Origin of the sequence: Streptomyces lydicus, from assembly GCF_004125265.1 — a bacterium.
Classification (GTDB): domain Bacteria; phylum Actinomycetota; class Actinomycetes; order Streptomycetales; family Streptomycetaceae; genus Streptomyces; species Streptomyces lydicus_C.
Window position 1 is genome coordinate 7062309 of sequence record NZ_RDTE01000003.1, and the last position, 20279, is coordinate 7082587.

The window sequence follows — 20279 nt, forward strand, 5'->3', positions numbered from 1 at the left end:
ACCCGTGCGACGTGGTTAGGTAAGGCTAACCTAATTTCGCCTCGGGAGGGGTGGGGTGCCGTGGAGGGCGGCGGCCCGGAGGATTCAGTTCCGGTGGTCGTCCAGGGTGCGCAGGACCAGACCCGTGGCGGGCTTGGGGCCGAACGAGGTGGACTTCCGCGGCATCGTCACGCCGCGCTCCGCGAGTTGACGGACCGTCTCCTCGGAGGTGGCGCGCATCAGGACCGCGGTGCCGCCGTGCCGGGCGGCCTGCTCGACGGCGGCCGCGGTGTGATGCAGATAGCTGATGTCCGACGGGTGGTCGGGGATGTTCCAGACCTCGTCCAGCAGGACGGAGTGCAGCACCGTGGCGTCCAGCCGTCGCCAGGCCTCGGGCCGGTCCCGGCGGATCGTACGGTCCAGCAGGGAGGGGTCGGGACGGTCCAGGAGGTGGAAGGAGCCCGGCCCGCCGGCGAGGACGAAGGCGGTGCCGGGCGTCTCCTCCAGGGCCTCCAGGGCGGCGGACAGCTCGCCCGGCAGGGTGCGGGCGCGGAAGGCGCCGGCCAGATCCGCCAGCGCCTTGGCGGGCGGCAGATGCGGCAGCACCCGGTGGATCGCCCGGACCTGGAGCGGGTAGCGGGCGGTGTCCACCAGCAGCACCAGGCCGGACGCCCAGGGCGAGGCGGCGGTGGTGCCGGGCTGCTGCTCGTACAGCCGCTGATAGGTCGCCCAGCGGTGGTGGCCGTCGGCGATCAGCGCCTGCCGGCGGCTGAGGTCGTCGTCGACGGCGGTGAGCTCGGCGGGGTCGGTGACCGCCCACAGCCGGTGCGCGAAGCCGTCCTCGGTGGTGGTGGCCAGCAGCGGGTCGCGCTCCACCGTGCGCTCGATGACCGCGGCGGCGCCGGTCGCGGTGCCCTGGCTGCGGTAGGAGAGCAGCAACGGCTCGAAATTGGCGGCCGCCGCACGCATCAGGGCGGCCCGGTCCTCGACCACCTCCGGGATGACGCCCTCGTGCGGCAGCACCGGTCCGTCCAGGCCCAGCGCCCCGATCAGTCCGCGCTGCAGCACCTCGCCGGAGCGCTGCTCGTAGACGTACAGCGCGGGCTCGGCGTCCTGCCGCAGCACGCCCTCGGCACGCCAGCGGCTCAGGGTCTCGGCGGCCTGGCGGTGGCGGGTGGTGGGGTCCGCGGCGTGCGGCAGGATCAGCCGGACGATGTTGTACGGGTCGGCGGTCTCCAAGTGGCGCACGCCGTCCGGCCGCACCACCACGTCGTACGGCGGGGACATCACAGCGGTCAGGCTGCTGACCCGGTCGCGGTCGTATCGCAGTCCGCGGAACGGGTGGAGGCGGAGGCCGTCGGTACTGGTCATTGAAGAATGCTATGCCGCCGGGCCGATGAGGGAAGATCGGGGGACAGCCCGTGCGTGGCTGGAAATATCGGTGTGCGCGAGGGGGAGATCGGGGTATGCAGGCGGCGCGGTGCGCGCGTGCCCGGTACCCGGCGGATCCCGTCGTGCGGTGTGTGGGAGCGAGGAGCGAGACGGCATGAACGAGCAGATTCGCAGGCGGCCCGACGGGTGCCGGCGCCCGCTGAGCGAGGCGTACGACACGGCGCTGCTGGATCTGGACGGGGTCGTCTACGCCGGCGGGCGGGCCATCGACCATGCCGTGGAGTCGCTGACGCGCGCACGGGACGGCGGGATGCACCTCGCCTATGTGACCAATAACGCCGCCCGCACCCCGCAGGCCGTGGCCGGCCAGTTGTCCGGCTTCGGGCTGCCGACCGGCCCGGCGGATGTGATCACGTCGGCGCAGGCGGTGGCGCGGCTGATCTCCGAGCAGGTGCCGGCGGGCGCGCGGGTGCTGGCCGTCGGGGGCGAGGGGCTGTGGGTGGCGCTGCGCGAGCGCGGCCTCGAACCGGTCCGCTCCGCCGACGACGACCCGGCGGCGGTGGTGCAGGGCTTTGACCCCACCCTGGACTGGGAGCGGCTGGCGGAGGCGGCCTACGCGGTGCAGCGCGGGGTGCCGTGGTTCGCGTCCAACACCGATCTGACGATCCCCAAGGAGCGGGGGATCGCCCCCGGCAACGGGGCGCTGGTGGAGGTGGTGCGGACCGCCGCGGGCGGCTCGCCGCAGGTGGCGGGCAAGCCGCAGCCGCCGATGCACCGGGAGACCGTGCTGCGCACCGGTGCGCAGCGGCCGTTGGTGATCGGCGACCGGCTCGACACCGACATCGAGGGCGCCTGCAACGGCGGGGTCGACTCGCTGCTGGTGCTCACCGGCGTCACCACGCCCGCCGAACTGCTGGCCGCCCCGCCGCGGCACCGTCCCGCGTACGTGGCCGAGGACCTGCGCGGGCTGCTGGCACCGCAGCCGGAGGTGACCGCGGACGACGGCGGGTTCCGGTGCGGCGGCTGGCGGGCCGAGGCGGCCGGTGACGCGCTGGCCGTGACGGGCGAGGGGACGCCGCTGGACGGGCTGCGGGCGCTGTGCGCGGCGGCCTGGACGGCTGCCGGGGACGGCAGTTGCGGGGCGGATGCGGGCAAGGCGCTGGAACGGATCGGGAGGTGAGGCGGGGCCCGGGCCTTGCGGTCCGGGCCTTTCGCGGCAGGCCCCTGGTGGGGTCGTCGGTCCTCGGGGGCGGCCCACGCCGTCAGCCCTGGCGGTAGTTCTCCTCGGCCGTCGCCTCCGTCGCCTCCGTCGCCTCCGTCGTCGCCGCGGCCGCCGCGGTCAGCTCCGTGATCAGATCCTCCTCGGTGGCGCCGCGGCGCCAGTAGCCGGTGAACTTCACCGCCCTGCGGTCGATGCCTCGTTCGCGGACCAGGTGCCTGCGCACCGCCTTGACGGTCCCGGCCTCGCCGGCGATCCAGGCGTACGGGGTGCCCTCGGGCAGCTCGGCGGCGCGCAGCGCGTCGAGTACGGGCTCGCCGCGCCCGGCGGCCGTCTCGTCCCGGACGAGCCAGTGGATGCCGGCATCGGCGAAGGTCGAAAGCCGCTGCCGGTCGTCCTCGTGCGCGATCTCGATCCAGACCTCGGCCCGGGTGCCGGGGGAGAGCCAGGACAGGATGCCGGCGATCGCGGGCAGCGCCGTCTCGTCGCCGGTGAGCAGAATCCAGTCGGTGCCGGCCGGTGGCCGGAAGTCGACACCGCCGTTGTCCTCGACGGCCGGGGCGAGGACGGTCAGCCGGTCGCCGGGCCGGGCACGGGCGGCCCAGCGGGAGGCGGGGCCGCCCGCCGTGGCGGCGGTGCCAAGGCCGGCGCCGTGCAGCGCGAAGTCCACATCGAACTCCGCCGGTTCGTGGCGCTGTTCGCGGATCGTGTACGAGCGCATCACCGCACGCTCGGCCGGATCCTGTGCCCGCCAGGCGGTGTACCAGCCGTCGCCGGTGTCGTCGAAGACCGGCCGGTCCTGGTGGGGCTGCGGGAGGAAGAGCTTGAAGCGCTGGTCGCGACCGCCGGAGGCCAGGTCCGTGAGCCGTTCGCCGCCGAAGGTGATCCGCACCAGGGAGGGGCTCAGCCGTTGGGACCGGACGACGTGCACATCGAAGAAGCGGAACGGTGCGGTGGACGGGGCGACGGTCGTGGTCATACGGGAACCTCCCGGAACGGTGGTGGGGGCGGGTGAGGCCGCGGCGGGCGGCGACGGTCTGGCCGCACCGTCCCGTCGCTCGTCCGTGGAGGCGGACGGGACGGTGCAGCCGGGCCCTGCAGCCGGGCCCTGCAGCCGGCGGGCGCTGATCGCCGCGGCCGTAGGTCAGTTGGTCTTCTTGGCGCCCTCGATCGCCTTGGCGAGCGATTCGATGAGTGGTGCGGCGCCCGCGTAGGAGAAGCGCGGCTCGCTCGACCAGGGCGTGATCTGGCCGGCCTTGACGGCGGGCAGCTTCGACCAGGAGGGCTTGGCGGCCAGGTCCTTGGGCTGGAGGGTCGCGGTCCGGTTGTCCAGCAGGAGGACATCGGCCTGGTACTTGTCGGCGTTCTCCCAGCTCAGGCTCTCGAAGTAGCCGCCCTCGTCCAGCTGGTCGGGGACGATCAGATCGACGCCGAGGGACTTGTAGTACATGAGGTCGGCGTTGATACCGGGGTTGGAGGCGTAGAAGAGGTCGGGGCTGCCGGAGCAGGCGAGCACCTTGACCGGGTGGGACTTGGCGGCCTTGCGCAGCGCCGCGGAGGCCTTCTCGAAGCGGGCCTTGGCGTCGGTGACCTTCTTGGACTTCAGATCGGCGCCGAGCGAAGCGGCCAGCTCGGCGTAGCGCTCGATGATCTTGATGAGCGGGACGCGGGAGGAGGTGAGGGCGACGGACTCGGCGAGCTTGGTGATCTTGTCCTTGCTGTCGTCCGGTACGAACCACAGCGCGCCCGGCTCGTACATGTTGGTGACCAGCAGATCGGGGCGCAGCGCCGCGTACTTCTCGATGTTGAACTGGTTGTAGGCGTTGCCGATGACGGTGACCTTGTCGACGTCCAGGTCGCCGGCCTGTGGGTCGGGTTTGCCGTTCTTGAGCTTGGTGGGGCCGAAGACGCCGACGATCTGGTCGTCGATCCCGAAGTCGTGCAGTGCGGCCGCGGTGCCGGTGAAGGCGACGATGCGCCGGGGGGTGTGCTGCAGGGAGACCTTCTGCTGACGGTCGTCGGTGAACGACCAAGGGCCGGTCTTGGGGCCGCTGTTGGTGCCGTCCGAGTCCTTGTTGCCGCCGCAAGCGGCGAGCAGGGCGCCGATGCCGAGGGCACCGCCCGTGGCCAGAATTCCGCGACGGGACGGGGTGACGCTACGGGAGGTGCTCATGATGGCTGTGCTTCTCTCCGAGAGGGGCAGCTGGTCAATGTGAGGGTAGGCTAACCTAACTACCGTGTTGGTTGACAGTTCCCCCGAAGCAACAGCGGCCCCGGCCCCCGTGATCCCCAGGAGACGCCATCTCCTGCGCTCCGCGGGGCTGTTGGCCTCCTTTGCCGTGCTGGCCGTGATCGCCGTCCTCGGTATCGCCGTGGGCGCGAAACAGATCCCCCTCGACCAGGTGTGGCACGGGGTGTTCCACTACTCCGGCACCGACACCGACGTGATCATCCGCGATGTCCGCTTTCCCCGTACGCTGCTCGGCCTGATCATCGGTGCCGCGCTCGGCCTGGCCGGCACGGTCATGCAGGCGCTGACCCGGAACCCCCTGGCGGACCCGGGAGTTCTCGGCATCAACGCCGGCGCCTCGGCCGCGGTCGTCTCCGCCATCAGCTTCTTCGGCGTCACCTCGCTGACCGGCTATGTGTGGTTCGCGTTCGCCGGCGCCGCGCTGGTATCCGTTGCGGTGTACGTCCTCGGCGGCACCCGCAGCGCCACACCCGTACGGCTCGCCCTCGCCGGCACCGCGCTGACCGCCGTCCTCGTCGGCTACATCAACGCCGTCAATCTGATGGATACCGCGGCCCTGGACAAGATGCGCTTCTGGACGGTGGGTTCGCTGGCCTCGGCCACCCTGCCGACGGTGGGCCAGATCGCGCCATTTCTCGCCGTGGGGAGTGTCCTCGCGCTGCTGCTCGCCCGGCCGCTGAACGCCCTTGCGCTCGGCGACGACCAGGCGCGGGCGCTGGGTGCCCGGCTGACCCGCACCCGGGTGCTGGCGATGCTCGCGGTCACCCTGCTGTGCGGCGGGGCGACCGCCGCCTGCGGCCCGATCGTCTATGTGGGCCTGATGGTTCCGCACGTCGTACGGGCCATCACCGGGCCCGATATGCGCTGGATCCTGCCGTACTCCGCGGTGCTCTCGCCGGTCCTGCTGCTCGGCGCCGATGTGCTCGGCAGGGTGGTGGCCCGGCCCGGTGAGCTGCAGGTCGGCATCGTCACGGCCGTCGTCGGCGGCCCGGTCTTCATCTATCTCGTACGGCGTCGGAGGATGGCCCAGCTGTGAACGCGAGTGTGCGGCCCGGGAAGGGCACCGAGGAGAACACCGAGGAGTACACCGGACCGAGCGCCGGAGAGAACGCCGGGCGGAGTGCCGCGCCGAGTGCCGGGGCGGTGGCGGAGGCCGGAGCCGCGCGCGGCCTGGCGGGGCGGGCCCGGCGGGTCACGGTGGTGCGGACCAGGGGCGGGCTCTCGGTGCGCCTGGACGTGCCCGCCGTGGTGGCGGGGCTGGTGCTGCTGGCCGTCGCGCTGGCGGCCGCCGTCGCCCTGATCGGCTCCGGCGACTACCCGATGAGCCCGGCCGAGGTGATCGCCACCCTGACCGGCGGCGGCGATGCCGGCCAGGAGTTCATCGTGCAGGACCTGCGGCTGCCGCGGGTGCTGGTGGGGCTGCTGGTCGGCGCCGCGTTCGGGATCGCCGGGGCGGTCTTCCAGACCGTTTCGCGCAATCCGCTGGGCAGCCCGGACGTCCTCGGCTTCGCCCAGGGATCGTCCGTCGGCGCGCTGGTCGCCATCGTCTACTTCCAGGCCGGGACCTTCGCGGTCGCCGCCGGAGCGGTCGCCGGCGGCGTGATCACCGGCGTCGCCATCTTCCTGCTCGCCTGGAAGCGCGGCATCCACGGCTACCGCTTCGTGCTCGTCGGCATCGGAGCGAGCGCGATGCTCTACGCGATGGTGCTCTACCTCCTGACCAAGGCGAACATCGTCGACGCGACCCGGGCCACCACCTGGATGACCGGTTCCCTGGCCGGCCGCGACTGGGACCAGCTGTGGCCGCTGGCCGCCGTCTGCGTCGTCCTCGTCCCGGTGCTGCTGTTCCACGGACGCCCACTGCGCATGCTGGAGATGGGCGATGACGCCGCGAGCGCCCTGGGCGTACGGGGCGAGCGGGTCCGTGTCGTCGTGCTGCTGGCGGCGGTCGTGCTCGTCGCCGCCGCCACCGCCGCGGCCGGGCCGATCTCCTTCGTGGCGCTGACCGCGCCCCAGCTGGCCCGGCGGCTCTCCCTCCCGCGCTTCCTCAAGGGCGCGGGGAGAGGCACACCCCTGCCCGGCCCCCATCTGCTGCTGTCCGCCCTCATGGGCGCCGTGCTGCTGGTCGCCGCGGACTGGGCCGCCCAGCGGCTCTTCGGCGCCGACCAGCTGCCGGTGGGCGTGCTGACCGGCGTCCTCGGCGGTGGCTATCTGCTGTGGCTGCTGGCCACGGAGCGCAAGGCGGGACGGATATGAGACGGCGGACGCAACGGACCAACGTGCCCGGCACCAGCATGGATACGACAACCCCAGGAGTTCCGAAGTGAGCCGTCTTACGGCTGAGAACGTCACCCTCGCCTACGACCAGCGGGTCATCGCCGAGAACCTCTCGGTGGCCATCCCCGACCACTCCTTCACGGTCATCGTCGGCCCGAACGCCTGCGGTAAGTCCACGCTGCTGCGCGCGCTCTCGCGGATGCTCAAGCCGGCCACGGGATCGGTGCTGCTGGACGGCTCCGCGATTTCCTCCCTGCCGGCCAAGAAGGTCGCCAGGACGCTCGGGCTGCTGCCGCAGTCCTCGATCGCCCCGGACGGGATCACGGTGGCGGACCTGGTGGCCCGCGGCCGCTATCCGCACCAGGGCCTGCTGCGGCAGTGGTCGGCCGACGACGAGCGGATCGTCCAGGAGTCGATGGCGGCCACCGGGGTCGGCGAGCTGGCCGACCGCTATGTCGACGAGCTGTCCGGGGGGCAGCGCCAGCGGGTGTGGATCGCGATGGCGCTCGCCCAGCAGACGCCGTTGTTCCTGCTCGACGAGCCGACGACCTACCTGGACATCCAGCACCAGATCGAGGTCCTGGACCTGTGCGCCGGGCTGCACGAGGAGCAGGGGCGGACGCTGGTCGCGGTGCTGCACGACCTCAACCACGCGGCCCGTTACGCGACCCATCTGATCGCCATGAAGGACGGCGCGGTCCTCGCCGAGGGCGCGCCGGGCGACATCGTCACCGCGGAGCTGGTGGAACGGGTCTTCGGGCTCAGCTGCCAGATCATCGAGGACCCGGAGACCGGCACCCCGCTGGTCGTCCCGGCCGCGCGCAAGCCCCGTAACGGCGGGAGCGGAGCGGGCCGGGGCGCGGCGCGGACGCCGCGCACGGGGCAGGACGGTGGCCGGGCCGACGGAGCTGCCACGGGCGGCGCCTCGGCCGACGGGCACCCGGCCGACGGGAACCCGGCCGACGGGCACCCGGGCGAGGAGAACCCGGCCGAGGGGAAGACGAAGGCCGAGACGGCGACTACAGCAGCGTCCTGAGGCGCAGCAGGTCGCGCAGGCCGGCCTCCAGCTTGACGCGACCGCTGCCCCAGGCCTTGGCGAAATTCAGCTTCCCGTCCACCAGGGCGACCAGATCGTCGCCGGCCATGGACAGGCGGATCTCGGCCTTGTGCGGAGGCGGGCCGGGGACATGGGTCACCTCCTGGAGGGAGCCGTCGGACAGCCGCCCGAGGAAGGTCACATCGAGGTCCGTGATGCGGCAGCTGAGCGAACGGTCGAACGCGGCCGCGCGCCGGACGTTGCCATCCGCCGCGGACAGATTCTGGGCCAGCCGGTCGAGAGCGGCGCGGCACTGGTCGAGGGTTGCCATCGTGAGCGACGATACGCCAGGTCGGGGGCGGCTCGTTCGTCCTTGTCAGCCTTCGCCAAGGTAGCGTCGGGGGCATGGAAGAGCCGATGCCCGGCCCGGAGCCGGAGGCGCCCGCACAAGCCGTGCCGGCGCAGCCCGTGCCGTCCGGGGAACAGCAGAAGGGCAACGGGGCCGCGAGCGCCGCGGGAGCCGCGCCGGCCGGTGATGCCGGGCCGCAGCCGATCGGGCTGGGGACGACCCCGACCGGTCAGGACGCGGTCGACGCCACGCTGCGCCGCCTCGCCGATGCCGACCACCTCCCGGCGAGCGGACACCTGCAGGTGTACGAGGATGTGCACCGTGGGCTGCGCGAGGTGCTGGCCGGTCTCGACCAGCACCCCGGGCCGCCCGCCCCTTCCCCGACGACGCACGGCACGACGCACGGCACGACGCACGGCACGACGCACGGCACGACGCACGACACGTCGCACGACAACAGGAGCTGAACCACAGGTGGCAGGAGTGGCACGACGCCGACTCGACGCGGAGCTGGTGCGCCGCAAGCTGGCCCGTTCCCGCGAGCATGCGAGCCAGCTGATCGCCGCGGGCCGGGTGACCGTCGGCGGGGCGACCGCGACGAAGCCGGCCACCCAGGTGGAGACCAGCGCGGCCGTGGTCGTACGCGACGACGAGAGCGATCCGGACTATGTCTCGCGCGGCGGGCACAAGCTCGCCGGAGCCCTCGCCGCCTTCGTACCGCTCGGCCTGAAGGTCGAGGGCCGGCGGGCGCTGGACGCGGGCGCCTCGACCGGTGGCTTCACCGATGTCCTGCTGCGGGCCGGTGCCGGTCACGTCGTGGCCGTCGACGTCGGATACGGACAGCTCGCCTGGTCGCTGCAGAGCGATGCGCGGGTCACCGTGAAGGACCGCACCAACGTGCGCGAGCTGACCCTCGAACAGATCGACTCGCAGCCCGTCGACCTGGTCGTCGGCGATCTCTCGTTCATTCCGCTGGGGCTCGTCCTGCCCGCGCTGGCCCGCTGTGCGGCGCCCGACGCGGACCTGGTGCTGATGGTCAAGCCGCAGTTCGAGGTCGGCAAGGAGCGGCTGGGCAGCGGCGGGGTGGTGCGCAGCGCGGAGCTGCGCGCCGACGCGGTGCGGGCGGTCGCGCAGCGCGCCGCGGAACTGGAATTTGGCGTACTTGGCGTAACTGCGAGCCCGCTGCCCGGTCCTTCGGGGAACGTCGAGTACTTTCTGTGGCTCCGCGCCGGGGCGCCTGCACTCGACCCGGCGGACGTCGACCGTGCAGTGGCGGAGGGGCCTCGTTGACCACTACCCAGGCAGTTGAAGGCAGCGCAGCACACGGGAACACCGGAGCCGGGCGGACGGTCTTCCTGCTCGCCCACACCGGCCGCCCCGCGGCCATCCGCAGCGCCGAGCTCGTCGTCCAGGGGCTCTTGCGCTGCGGCATCGGCGTGCGGGTGCTGGCGGAGGAGGCCGCGGATCTGCCGCTGCCGCCGTCGGTCGAGCGCGTCGAGTCGGAGCAGTGCGCGGCCGAGGGCTGCGAACTGCTGGTGGTCCTGGGCGGGGACGGCACACTGCTGCGCGGTGCGGACTTCTCCAGGACGTCCGGTGTCCCGATGCTCGGCGTCAACCTCGGCCGGGTCGGCTTCCTCGCGGAGGCCGAACGCGATGACCTCGACAAGGTCGTCGACCGGGTGGTCACCCGCGCCTACGAGGTCGAGGAGCGGATGACGCTCGATGTCCTCGTACGCAACAACGGCAGTGTCGTCCACACCGATTGGGCCCTCAACGAGGCGTCGGTGGAGAAGGCGGCCCGGGAGCGGATGCTGGAGGTCGTGACCGAGGTCGACGGCCGGCCCGTCTCGCGCTTCGGCGGCGACGGGGTGGTCTGTGCGACGCCGACCGGCTCCACCGCCTACGCCTTCTCGGCCGGCGGCCCGGTGGTCTGGCCCGAGGTCGAGGCGCTGCTGATGGTCCCGATCAGCGCCCATGCCCTGTTCGCCAAGCCGCTGGTCACCTCGCCGCGCTCCGTCCTGGCGGTCGAGGTGCAGCCCAAGACCCCGCACGGCGTGCTGTGGTGCGACGGCCGCCGCAGCATCGAACTCCCGGCCGGCGCCCGGGTCGAGGTCCGCCGCGGCGCCGTGCCCGTACGTCTGGCCCGCCTGCACCACGCCTCCTTCACGGACCGTCTGGTCGCCAAGTTCGCCCTCCCGGTGGCGGGGTGGCGGGGAGCACCGCACTAGGAACCGCCGACGGCTTCCTCACCGGAGAAACAGGGGCCGGCGCGGCGGGAAATGCCCCCGTGCCGGCCCTTGCCGGTGACCTGGACAGGGCTTCACCCCCGGCCGTGACCCGGCACCCTTCCCGCCTCCGCCCGCACCGCTCACACGGTCGCCACGGCACCCGGCGACACCTCTGGATCCGAGCCCCGGTGACATCCGGTCCTATGATCTGCGAAAGGGGAAAACGGGGCGGAAAGGGCGGGGGCGGGGATGGCGAAGGGGGAGCCGATGGACCGGAACATCCGCAGCGTGGAGGACGTACTCAAGCTCCTGGACGGGCTGTTCGCGCCGGAGGCCGACCGCTGGACGGCCGAAGGTGCCGCCTGGTGGGACGACTTCTACGCGGACCGCTCCAAGCCGGTGCCGTTCTTCGTCGCGAAGCCCGACGAGAACCTGGTCTCCTACCTCGAACGCGGACTGATCGGCCCGGGGCGCGCCCTCGACCTCGGCTGCGGCCCGGGCCGCAACGCACTGCACCTCGCCGCCGCGGGCTTCGCGGTGGACGCCGTGGACCTCTCGCCGGCCGCCCTCGCCTGGGCCGAGGACCGGGCCCGGGAAGAGGGGGCCGACGTCAGGTTCCTGTGCGGCGACGCCTTCGCCCTTGCGGAGACCGCACTGACCGGCCCGTACGACCTGATCTACGACTCCGGCTGCTTCCACCATCTGCCGCCGCACCGCCGCATCAGCTACCTCGCCCTCCTCGACCGGGCCCTGGCGCCCGGCGGGCATCTCGCCCTCACCTGTTTCGCGGCGGGCGGGATGGGCTCCGAACTCGGTGACACCGACTTCTACCACCAGGCAGGCCTCCATGGCGGCCTCGCCTACACCGCGGAGTCCCTGCGCTGGATCTTCTCCGGTCTGGCGGAGGTGGAACTGCGTCGCATGCACGACGAGGGGCCGGAGTCCGCGTGCTTCGGCGAACCGTTCCTGTGGACGGCTCTGTTGCGGCGCCCGGTCCCGTCGTAACCGGCACCGGCACCGGGCCGCCTGCACCCGGCACCCGGCAGTCCCTCATCGAGGCGGATGCGGGTCCCGTCCTGGTGAATGCGGGCCACCTTGCCGGTGCATACGAGCCCCGTGCCGGTGAACGCGGGACGCCGGCCACGCCGGTGCCGCATGCGTCGCCGTCCTCGGCACGAGCGCACCTTTCGTTCCGTTCTGTGATCATTCCGGCGGCAGGGCGTGATCGTGCTCCGTGGAGAATTCCCCCGGTTTGTGCGGAGGTTTTCCGCGGTGCCGGCGGCAGGAGTGAGGGGAGGCCGTCGCGGGGCGGCCCTGGGACCTCGTAAGGTCGTATCCGTGTTGGAGGAGATGCGGATCCGGTCCCTGGGTGTCATTGACGACGCCGTTGTCGAGCTGTCCCCCGGCTTCACGGCGGTGACCGGCGAGACGGGCGCCGGTAAGACCATGGTCGTCACCAGCCTCGGCCTGCTGCTCGGCGGGCGCGCCGACCCCGCGCTGGTGCGGATCGGCGCCAAGTCGGCGGTCGTGGAGGGCAGGATCGGCGTCGGCCCCCGGGCCCCCGCTGCCGTACGGGCCGAGGAGGCCGGCGCGGAGCTGGACGACGGCGCGCTGCTGATCAGCCGCACGCTCTCCGCCGAGGGCCGTTCGCGCGCCCATGTGGGCGGCCGCTCCGTACCGGTCGGCCTGCTGGCGGAGCTGGCCGACGACCTGGTCGCCGTGCACGGCCAGACCGACCAGCAGGGCCTGCTGCGGCCCGCCCGCCAACGCCAGGCGCTGGACCGCTACGCCGGGGACGCGGTCGCCGTCCCGCTCGCCAAGTACACCGCCGCCCACCGCCGGCTGCGCGGCGTCGCCGCCGAGCTGGACGAGCTGACGACGCAGGCCCGTGAACGTGCGCAGGAGGCCGATCTGCTGCGCTTCGGCCTCGACGAGATCGCGGAGGCCGAGCCTCAGCCCGGCGAGGACACCGACCTCGCCGCCGAGGCCGAACGGCTCGGTCACGCCGAGGCGCTGGCCTCCGCCGCGACCGCCGCGCACGCCGCGCTGGCCGGCAACCCCGAGGACCCCGAGGGCGTCGATGCCACGACCCTGGTCGCCGGTGCCCACCGTGCGCTGGAGGCCGTACGCAGTCACGACCAGGAGCTCTCCTCGCTCGCCGAGCGGCTCGGTGAGATCGGCATCCTGATGGCGGACGTGGCGGGCGAGTTGGCCAGTTACGCGGACGGCCTGGACGCGGACCCGTTGCGGCTCGCCGCGGTCGAGGAGCGCCGCGCCGCCCTGAACCATCTGACCCGCAAGTACGGCCAGGACATCGCGGCCGTGCTGGCCTGGTCCGAGGAGAGCGCCGCCCGGCTCGCCGAACTGGACGGCGACGACGAGCGGATCGGCGAGCTGGCCGCCGAACGGGACGCCTTGCGCGCGGAACTGGGCGAACTGGCTCAAACGCTGACCGATGCCCGTACGGCGTCGGCGAAGCGTTTCGCCGACGCGGTCACCGCCGAGCTCGCCGAACTCGCGATGCCGCACGCCCGGGTGACCGTCGAGATCCGCCAGACCGAGGTCGCCGAGGACGCCGACGGCATCGAGGTCGGCGGCCGTACCGTGGCCTACGGACCGGCCGGCGCCGACGAGGTCGAACTCCTGCTGGCCCCGCACCCGGGCGCACCGCCCCGGCCGATCGCCAAGGGGGCGTCCGGCGGTGAGCTCTCCCGGGTGATGCTCGCCGTCGAGGTGGTCTTCGCCGGCTCCGACCCCGTACCGACCTACCTCTTCGACGAGGTCGACGCGGGGGTCGGCGGCAAGGCGGCCGTCGAGGTCGGCAGGCGGCTGGCCAGGCTCGCGAAGTCGGCGCAGGTCGTCGTCGTCACGCACCTCCCGCAGGTCGCGGCCTTCGCCGACCGCCAGCTGCTGGTGGCGAAGACGAACGACGGGTCGGTCACCAGGAGCGGTGTCACGGTCCTGGAGGGCGAGGAGCGGGTCCGCGAGCTCTCCCGGATGCTGGCCGGCCAGGAGGACTCCGAAACGGCCCGCGCGCACGCCGAGGAACTGCTGGAGACGGCGCGCACGGGGAGCTAGGGGGAGGCGTCCCCTGGTAGGGCCTGTCTTTGCCCGTAGACCGGCGGTGGTCGATGAGCCGGCAGCAGCCGGTGAGCCGACGGCGGCCGGGGGCCGGTGCCGGCCGCCGAGCCGACGCCGGCCCGCCGAGTGGCATCGCTCACGGCGCGGCCGCCACGACATCGGCCGCCCGGTCTACCCGCGCCGCCGTTTGTGCTGGTCAGAAGCCCATGTGACGGGCCGGGTGCTGATGATCTTCGCGACGTGGCCCCCTCCGGCCATGACTACACTCGCCCACCATGTGTGAGCCCCGACGGTATGCAAACCGGCACAAGATGCGCGACGGCCGACCGTGCGCCGCTGCTTGCGCCGGGCGCTCTGGGGCCGCGCGGAACCTGCTCGCGACCGTCACAGCCGCCCCGTACCGGACCTCCGCCGTCCGCGGCCGCACCCCCTCGGCGCCGGTCTGCGGCGCCCCGGGGACCGTGTGAGACGCCGCGCGAACCGGGCCCGGCACCGGCGGCCCCGCGACCCGCGCGGTCACTGGCTGCTGCTCCTCCTGATCCTCCCGGTGATGTTCGGCGCCCTGCTCTTCGAGGGCTGGACCACCCATGAGGTGGACGCCGCGAAGACGCGCAAGGACTGCACCAGCCCCGTGCCCGGGTCCGTTGCCAAGGGCGGCCCGGTGCTCCGGTTCCACGACGGCAAAGCGGTCTCGTCCGCGGTGCCGGCCCGTACGGTGGCGCTCACCTACGACGGCGGGCCCGACCCCGTATGGACACCCCGGCTGCTCGACCTGCTGCGCAAGTACCACGCCCACGCCACGTTCTTCCTCCGCGGCGCGCAGGCGGCCCAGTACCCGGAGCTGGTGCGGCGGATCCGATCCGAGGGCCACGAGATCGGTTCGAACACCTACACCGGCGCCGCCATGGGCGCCTCCTCGCCGCTGCGCGCCTCGCTGGAGCAGTCGCTCACACAGAAGGTGCTGGCGGGCAGCGCGGGCCTCCACACCAAGCTGCTGCGGCTGCCGCAGACCACTTCGGTGGACACCCTGTGCGGCGCGGAGTGGAAGGCCGCCCAGAAGGCCGGCGCGGAGGGGTACACCCTGGTCGCCGCCGACCGGTGGTTCCGTAATCCGTCGCAGGGCGTGATCCGGCAGTTCGGCCAGAACGATCTCGGATACCTGGGCAGCAAGGAACTGCTCGACAACCCGAAGGCCGACAGGTTCACCACCGTGACGGCGGGAGTCGGGCAGCCCCCGCCCGAGGTGCCGGCCTCCGGTGTCGAGCGCTGGTCGGGGACGGCTCTGATCTGGGCCAAGGCCCTGGGGCACGCCTTCATCAGCGCGATGGCCTGGGTGCTCGCCGTTGCGGGCGGACTGGGGCTGCTGCGGCTGGCGATGCTGGTGTTCTTCGCCCGTACCCATGTCCGGCGGCTGACCCGTATCCGCCCCGGATCGACCGTGCTGCGGGAGGTCACCGATCCGGTGACGGTGCTGGTCCCCGCGTACAACGAAGCGGCGGGTATCGAGTCCACCGTCCGTTCGCTGCTCGCCTCGACCCACCGGCAGCTGCAGATCATCGTGATCGACGACGGGTCGTCGGACGGTACGGCGGACATCGCGGCCCGGATCGGCGATCCGCGGGTGCGGGTGATCCGCCAGGCCAATGCGGGCAAGGCGGCCGCCCTCAATACGGGGCTGGCCCATGCGCGGTACGAGATCGTGGTCATGGTCGACGCCGACACCGTCTTCGAAAGCGACGCCATTCACCACCTCATCCAGCCGCTCGCCCACCCGGCGGTGGGTGCGGTCAGCGGCAACACCAAGGTCGGCAACCGCCGTCGTCTGCTGGGCAGGTGGCAGCACCTGGAGTACGTCTTCGGGTTCAACCTCGACCGGCGGATGTTCGAGGTGCTGGAGTGCATGCCGACGGTTCCCGGTGCGATCGGGGCCTTCCGCCGGGATGCGCTGATGGGCGTCGGCGGTGTCAGCGAGGACACCCTCGCCGAGGACACCGACCTCACCATGGCCCTGTGGCAGGCGGGCTGGCGGGTGCTGTACGAGGAGTCCGCGGTGGCCTGGACCGAGGTGCCCACCTCGCTGCGGCAGCTGTGGCGGCAGCGCTACCGCTGGTGCTACGGCACGATCCAGGCGATGTGGAAGCACCGCGGGGTCCTCGTGCAGGCGGGGCCGGCCGGGCGCTCCGGCCGCCGCGGACTGAGCTATCTCGTCCTGTTCCAGGTCGCGCTGCCGCTGTTCGCGCCGGTCGTCGACATCTTCGCGCTGTACGGGCTGCTCTTCCTCGGCCCCTGGCAGTCGGCCGGCGTCTGGTGCGGCTTCCTGCTCGTGCAACTGCTCTGCGCCGGATACGCGCTGCGGCTGGACGGGGAGAAGCTGCGGTCACTGTGGGCGATGCCGTTCCAGCTCCTGGTCTACCGGCAGCTGATGTACCTCGTCGTGATCCAGTCCGTGGTGGCCTTCCTGCTCGGCACCCGCCTGAAGTGGCACCGGATGCACCGCTCGGGGACGGCCGCACAGCAGATCGGGCAGCCGGTGACGTACCGGAGGCTGTCGTCGAGATGACCTCGAAGTCCGCTTTCCCCCCTCTGGGAGCCCTTCCGGTGGTGCGCAATGGCGCAATATTTGGTGAAGTGCGCGCAAGCAGGGAGACTGTCCGCCCATGAGTGACTGGCCGGCCCGGGTCCCTGACGCCACCCCTGACGGTGGTGCGGGGGAGCCGGTGCACCCCGTCACCGGGCAGGTACGGCGGCACGACCCGTCTGCGCCGCAGCCGGTCATCGAGCCACGGCTGCCCGGCCCGTACGGCGGGCGCGGCGGGCCCGTGCGCAGGAGCACCCGGCCCGCGGCCATCCGTCCCACCTGGCGCCGCCGGATCCTGCGGCTCTCGGGCCTCCTGATCGCCGTGGCCCTGCTCGCCTCCGTCGGCACCTACACCTGGGCCGACACCAAGCTGGAGCGCGACGTCGACCTCGGCAAGCTCGCCGGCCGGGCGGCGCCCGGCAAGGGCGCCAACTATCTGATCGTGGGCTCCGACAGCCGCCAGGGCCTGTCGGGAAAGCAGTTGAAGGACCTGCACACCGGCGGCTCGGCGGCCGCGGGCCGCCGCACCGACTCGATGATCCTGCTGCACACCGGCGCCCACGGCACCACCATGATGAGCCTGCCGCGCGACTCCTGGGTGACCATCCCGCCGTACACCCGCCCCGAGACCGGCAAGCACTACGCCGCGTCGAAGGACAAGCTCAACGCGGCGTTCTCACGCGGCGGCCCCGAACTGCTCGTCCGGACCGTCGAGCACAACACGGGCCTGCACATCGGGCACTACACGGAGATCGGCTTCGCGGGCTTCGTCGGCATCGTGGACGCGGTCGGCGGAGTGCCGATGTGTCTGGACAAGGCGGTCAAGGACGAAAAGTCCGGCGAAAACCTCACCAAGGGCTGCCATACGCTCGACGGCCGCGCCGCGCTCGCGTTCGTCCGCCAGCGCCATCAGGAGGCCCAGGGCGACCTCGGCCGCAGCCGGAACCAGCAGAAATTCCTGGCCGCGCTCTCCCACAAGGCGGCCACACCCGGCACCCTGCTCAACCCGTCCAAGATCTACCCCACCCTGGACGCGGGCCTCGACACGCTCATCGTCGACAAGGGCATGAGCCTGTGGAACCTCACCTCGCTCTTCGAGGCGATGAGGAGCGTTTCGGCCGGCAACGGCGCCCGCGTCCGCGTCCCGGTCTCCAGCCTCGGCTTCAAGACCCCCAAGGGCAGCGCCGTGAAGTGGGACGTACCACGGGCGAAGAAGCTCTTCGCGGAACTGCACGACGATCAGCCGGTGACGGCCGGGGCGAAGGACCGGAACGGCACCCCCTAGGGATGCCTCCCCCTGAGAGGGCCGTCCCGTCCGCCGGGTAACGGGTGAAGCGCTTTAGGGTGACGGCAGTTGAGCGCGGCACGGTGCCGGGCGAGGGGAGCGACATGGTGGCGGCGGCAGGTAACAGGGTGCCGGGGCGGATCTCGGTGCTCATGGGGGCGGCAGGGGTGACCTGGGCCGCGTACAAAGCACTCCGGAAGCGGCCGCCGGGTGGTGCCGCCCGGTGGGAGCGGAAGAACTACGCCGGCCGGATCGTCGATCTCCACGCCGGGCTCGCCACGGCCACCGGCACCGCGCTCGCCGCCGCCACCGCACCGGGGCTGCCCGCCCGGACCCGGGCCGCCACGGCGCTGGCAGTACTGGCCGCCGGGGGCTGCGGGGCGTACGACGACGTGATCGGCGCGGATGACCCCCGCCGCGGATTCCGGGCGCACCTTTCGGCACTCCGGGACAAGGAAGTCACCAGCGGCGCCGTGAAGCTGTTCGGGATCGGCGCCGCGGGGCTGGCGGCGGGGGCCCTCCTCAAGGAGCGTCCGGCCGACAAGCTCCTGGCCGGTGTGGTGATAGCGGGCTCGGCCCACCTGGTGAACCTCCTGGACGTCCGTCCCGGCCGGGCGGCCGGCGCCGTGCTGGCGATCGGAGCTCCCGGGCTGCTGCGCCGCGGTCCGGCGGGCCCGCTGTCCGCGGCGCCCCTGGGGGCCGCGGCGGCCGTCATCGGCGATGACCTCGGGGAGCGCACGATGATCGGGGACTCCGGGGCGCACGCCCTCGGCGCGGCGCTCGGCGTCGCCATCGTCGCGGGCAACGGCCGCCGGGGACTGGCCGCACGCGCCGCGGCACTGGTCGCCGCGGCGGCCGCGGGGGACCGCGTCAGCCGGGCGGCCGCGGCGCTCTGAGGCCGCGGGGGAGGGGCCGGGGCGGGGGCGACCGAAGCCCAGAGACGCGGCTGTCCGAAGCCCGCGAGCGCCGTCGAACACCACCTCCCCCCACCGCCCATCCGGCCATACACCCATGCGCTCCGGCCGACGGCGTACGCGCCCCCTGTCGCGGCGCAGGCGCACTCCAGGAAGTGGACTCACTCGAACGAGCCGTTCATCCGCGCGGGCGGTTTGTCGCCCATGTGGGTGATCTGATGGGTGCCGGGGTGAGACTTCCCACCGGAACGGCGGGCCGACGGTGCCGAATTGACATCGCGGGGCTGGCATCCTGGGCGCGGTGCGCAGTCGCGGGCGTGCTCGCCCCGTCCCGTCGGGCGTGCTCGCCCCGTCCTGCCCGTCCGCCGGGCAGGCGGGCGGCCGCTCGTCCGCGTCGCGGCACCCCGCACCAACGGACCGACCCGCCGGTACGGCCCGTCCGCCCCGACCCAGGAGCCCCGACCACGTGATCAGCACCCCGGCCCCGGCGCACGGGCTGTCGCCGCTGCGCACGGTCCAGGTGCTGGGGCACGGCAGTGCCGGCAGCGCCGCGCACGTCCGCTCGCTGGCCGAAGGGCTCGTCGCACGCGGGGTGCGGGTGACCGTGTGCGCCACCCCGGAATCCGAGGAGGCCTACGACTTCACCGGCGCGGGCGCGCGGTTCGTGCCGGTCCCTCCGCGTACGGATCCGGCGAGCGTGGCCTCGCTGCGCAGCGCCTGCTGGGATGCCGACCTCGTGCATGCGCACGGTCTGCGGGCCGGGCTGCGTGCCTCGATGGCGCTGCGCGGACTGCGCGGCCCCCGGGGCGGGCGGCGGGTTCCCCTGGTCCTCACCTGGCACACCAAGGCGCACACCGAGGGCGCGCGGGCCGGGCTGGTGCATCTGATGGAACGGCGGGTGGCGCGGGCGGCGGCTGTCGTACTGGGGGCGTGCTCCGACCTCGTGGACCGGGCGCGTGAGCGGGGCGCGCGTGATGCCCGGCTCGCGCCGGTCGCGATTCCCCGCCCCCGCTCGGGCGGCGCGCCGGCCGAGCCCGGGAACGACGACCGGATGTTCCGCAAGGAGCGGGCCGAACTGGGCGCGGTGGACCGTCCGTTGCTGCTCGCGGTCGGCCGTCTCGACCCGAGCCAGGGGCATGACCTCCTGCTGGACGCGGCGCACGCCTGGTGCGCGCTCGACCCGCAGCCGCTGGTCGCCATCGCGGGGGAGGGCGAGCAGCGGGCGGCACTGCAGCGGCGGATCGATGCCGAGCAGTTGCCCGTCCAGCTGCTCGGGCGCCGCGACGATGTGCCCGAACTCCTCGCCGCCGCCGACCTGGTGGTGCTGCCCAGCAGGTGGGAGGCCCGCTCGCTGATCGCCCAGGAGGCGCTGCGCGCCGGGGTGCCGCTGGTCGCCACCGACACCGGAGGCACCCGCGAACTGGTCGGCCGCGCCGCGGAACTGGTGCGTTACGGCGACGCCGCCGCCCTGGCCCGTACGGTGCTCGCGCTCCTCGCCGATCCGGTTCGGCGGGACGCACTCGCCGCGGCGGGCCGCGACCAAGCCGCCGGCTGGCCCAGCGAGAACGACACCGTCACCCAGGTCCTCAGCGTCTACGACGAATTGACCCAGCCGGTTCAGCCCGCGTAGCCGGGCGTCGGTATCGAGGCGTCGCGGCGGCCGGGTGTGACCGTCACGGCCGGGCGCCGC

At 73.1% G+C, this 20279-nt stretch carries 16 protein-coding genes and 1 pseudogene; 13 read left to right on the forward strand and 4 right to left on the reverse strand.

The genetic code is table 11. The annotated features are described in order from the left end of the window. Positions 1 to 84: 84 nt before the first annotated feature. A complete protein-coding gene (locus D9V36_RS33585; protein ID WP_129297076.1) occupies positions 85 to 1350 on the reverse strand; it encodes a DUF1015 family protein in 1266 nt (421 codons plus the stop codon). Between the two features lie 175 nt (positions 1351 to 1525). Here D9V36_RS33585 and D9V36_RS33590 point away from each other — a divergent pair, with 175 nt between their 5' ends. Continuing rightward, on the forward strand, positions 1526 to 2551 hold the full coding sequence (locus D9V36_RS33590) for an HAD-IIA family hydrolase (RefSeq protein WP_129297077.1): 1026 nt from the start codon (positions 1526 to 1528) through the stop codon (positions 2549 to 2551). Between the two features lie 82 nt (positions 2552 to 2633). Here D9V36_RS33590 and D9V36_RS33595 read toward each other — a convergent pair whose 3' ends face one another. Then, positions 2634 to 3569, reverse strand: a complete 936-nt coding sequence (locus tag D9V36_RS33595) for a siderophore-interacting protein (protein WP_129297078.1) — start codon at positions 3567 to 3569, stop codon at positions 2634 to 2636. Positions 3570 to 3734: 165 nt separating this feature from the next. Continuing rightward, entirely contained in the window at positions 3735 to 4763 is a 1029-nt protein-coding gene (locus D9V36_RS33600; RefSeq protein ID WP_129297079.1) for an ABC transporter substrate-binding protein, read from the reverse strand. 64 nt (positions 4764 to 4827) lie between these two features. Here D9V36_RS33600 and D9V36_RS33605 point away from each other — a divergent pair, with 64 nt between their 5' ends. The 3 genes and pseudogenes from D9V36_RS33605 to D9V36_RS33615 form a co-directional block, all read left to right on the forward strand. Further along, positions 4828 to 5877, forward strand: coding sequence for a FecCD family ABC transporter permease (locus tag D9V36_RS33605; protein ID WP_206739765.1), 1050 nt, complete (start codon positions 4828 to 4830; stop codon positions 5875 to 5877). A 134-nt stretch (positions 5878 to 6011) separates the two neighbouring features. Continuing rightward, positions 6012 to 7097, forward strand: a complete 1086-nt coding sequence (locus D9V36_RS33610) for a FecCD family ABC transporter permease (RefSeq protein ID WP_241721377.1) — start codon at positions 6012 to 6014, stop codon at positions 7095 to 7097. 67 nt (positions 7098 to 7164) lie between these two features. Beyond that, positions 7165 to 7965, forward strand: a pseudogene (locus D9V36_RS33615) (ABC transporter ATP-binding protein); the annotation flags it as partial. Between the two features lie 172 nt (positions 7966 to 8137). Here D9V36_RS33615 and D9V36_RS33620 read toward each other — a convergent pair. Further along, the gene (locus tag D9V36_RS33620) at positions 8138 to 8485 is read right to left on the reverse strand and encodes an SCP2 sterol-binding domain-containing protein (protein WP_129297081.1); all 348 of its coding nucleotides are present in this window, start codon (positions 8483 to 8485) and stop codon (positions 8138 to 8140) included. Between the two features lie 74 nt (positions 8486 to 8559). Between D9V36_RS33620 and D9V36_RS33625 the strand changes: the two genes are divergently transcribed. From D9V36_RS33625 to D9V36_RS33670, 9 genes are all read left to right on the forward strand, one after another. Beyond that, on the forward strand, positions 8560 to 8970 hold the full coding sequence (locus tag D9V36_RS33625; RefSeq protein ID WP_129297082.1) for a hypothetical protein: 411 nt from the start codon (positions 8560 to 8562) through the stop codon (positions 8968 to 8970). Positions 8971 to 8977: 7 nt separating this feature from the next. Beyond that, positions 8978 to 9793, forward strand: a complete 816-nt coding sequence (locus tag D9V36_RS33630; RefSeq protein WP_129297083.1) for a TlyA family RNA methyltransferase — start codon at positions 8978 to 8980, stop codon at positions 9791 to 9793. Next, on the forward strand, positions 9790 to 10731 hold the full coding sequence (locus D9V36_RS33635; RefSeq protein WP_088797017.1) for an NAD kinase: 942 nt from the start codon (positions 9790 to 9792) through the stop codon (positions 10729 to 10731). The genes D9V36_RS33630 and D9V36_RS33635 overlap by 4 nt, the downstream gene beginning before the upstream one ends. Before the next feature lie 267 nt (positions 10732 to 10998). Continuing rightward, positions 10999 to 11736, forward strand: coding sequence for a class I SAM-dependent methyltransferase (locus tag D9V36_RS33640; protein WP_129297084.1), 738 nt, complete (start codon positions 10999 to 11001; stop codon positions 11734 to 11736). 345 nt (positions 11737 to 12081) lie between these two features. Beyond that, a complete protein-coding gene (recN, locus tag D9V36_RS33650) occupies positions 12082 to 13809 on the forward strand; it encodes a DNA repair protein RecN (protein WP_129298866.1) in 1728 nt (575 codons plus the stop codon). A 466-nt stretch (positions 13810 to 14275) separates the two neighbouring features. After that, positions 14276 to 16372 (forward strand): bifunctional polysaccharide deacetylase/glycosyltransferase family 2 protein, encoded by a 2097-nt coding sequence (locus D9V36_RS33655; RefSeq protein WP_129297085.1) that lies wholly within the window; start codon positions 14276 to 14278, stop codon positions 16370 to 16372. Between the two features lie 97 nt (positions 16373 to 16469). After that, positions 16470 to 17675, forward strand: coding sequence for an LCP family protein (locus tag D9V36_RS33660; RefSeq protein WP_129297086.1), 1206 nt, complete (start codon positions 16470 to 16472; stop codon positions 17673 to 17675). A gap of 104 nt (positions 17676 to 17779) precedes the next feature. Beyond that, the gene (locus tag D9V36_RS33665) at positions 17780 to 18571 is read left to right on the forward strand and encodes a hypothetical protein (protein ID WP_129298867.1); all 792 of its coding nucleotides are present in this window, start codon (positions 17780 to 17782) and stop codon (positions 18569 to 18571) included. A gap of 484 nt (positions 18572 to 19055) precedes the next feature. Further along, complete coding sequence (locus D9V36_RS33670; RefSeq protein ID WP_129297087.1) at positions 19056 to 20219, forward strand: glycosyltransferase family 4 protein; 1164 nt, start codon at positions 19056 to 19058, stop codon at positions 20217 to 20219. The last annotated feature ends 60 nt before the right edge of the window (positions 20220 to 20279 follow it).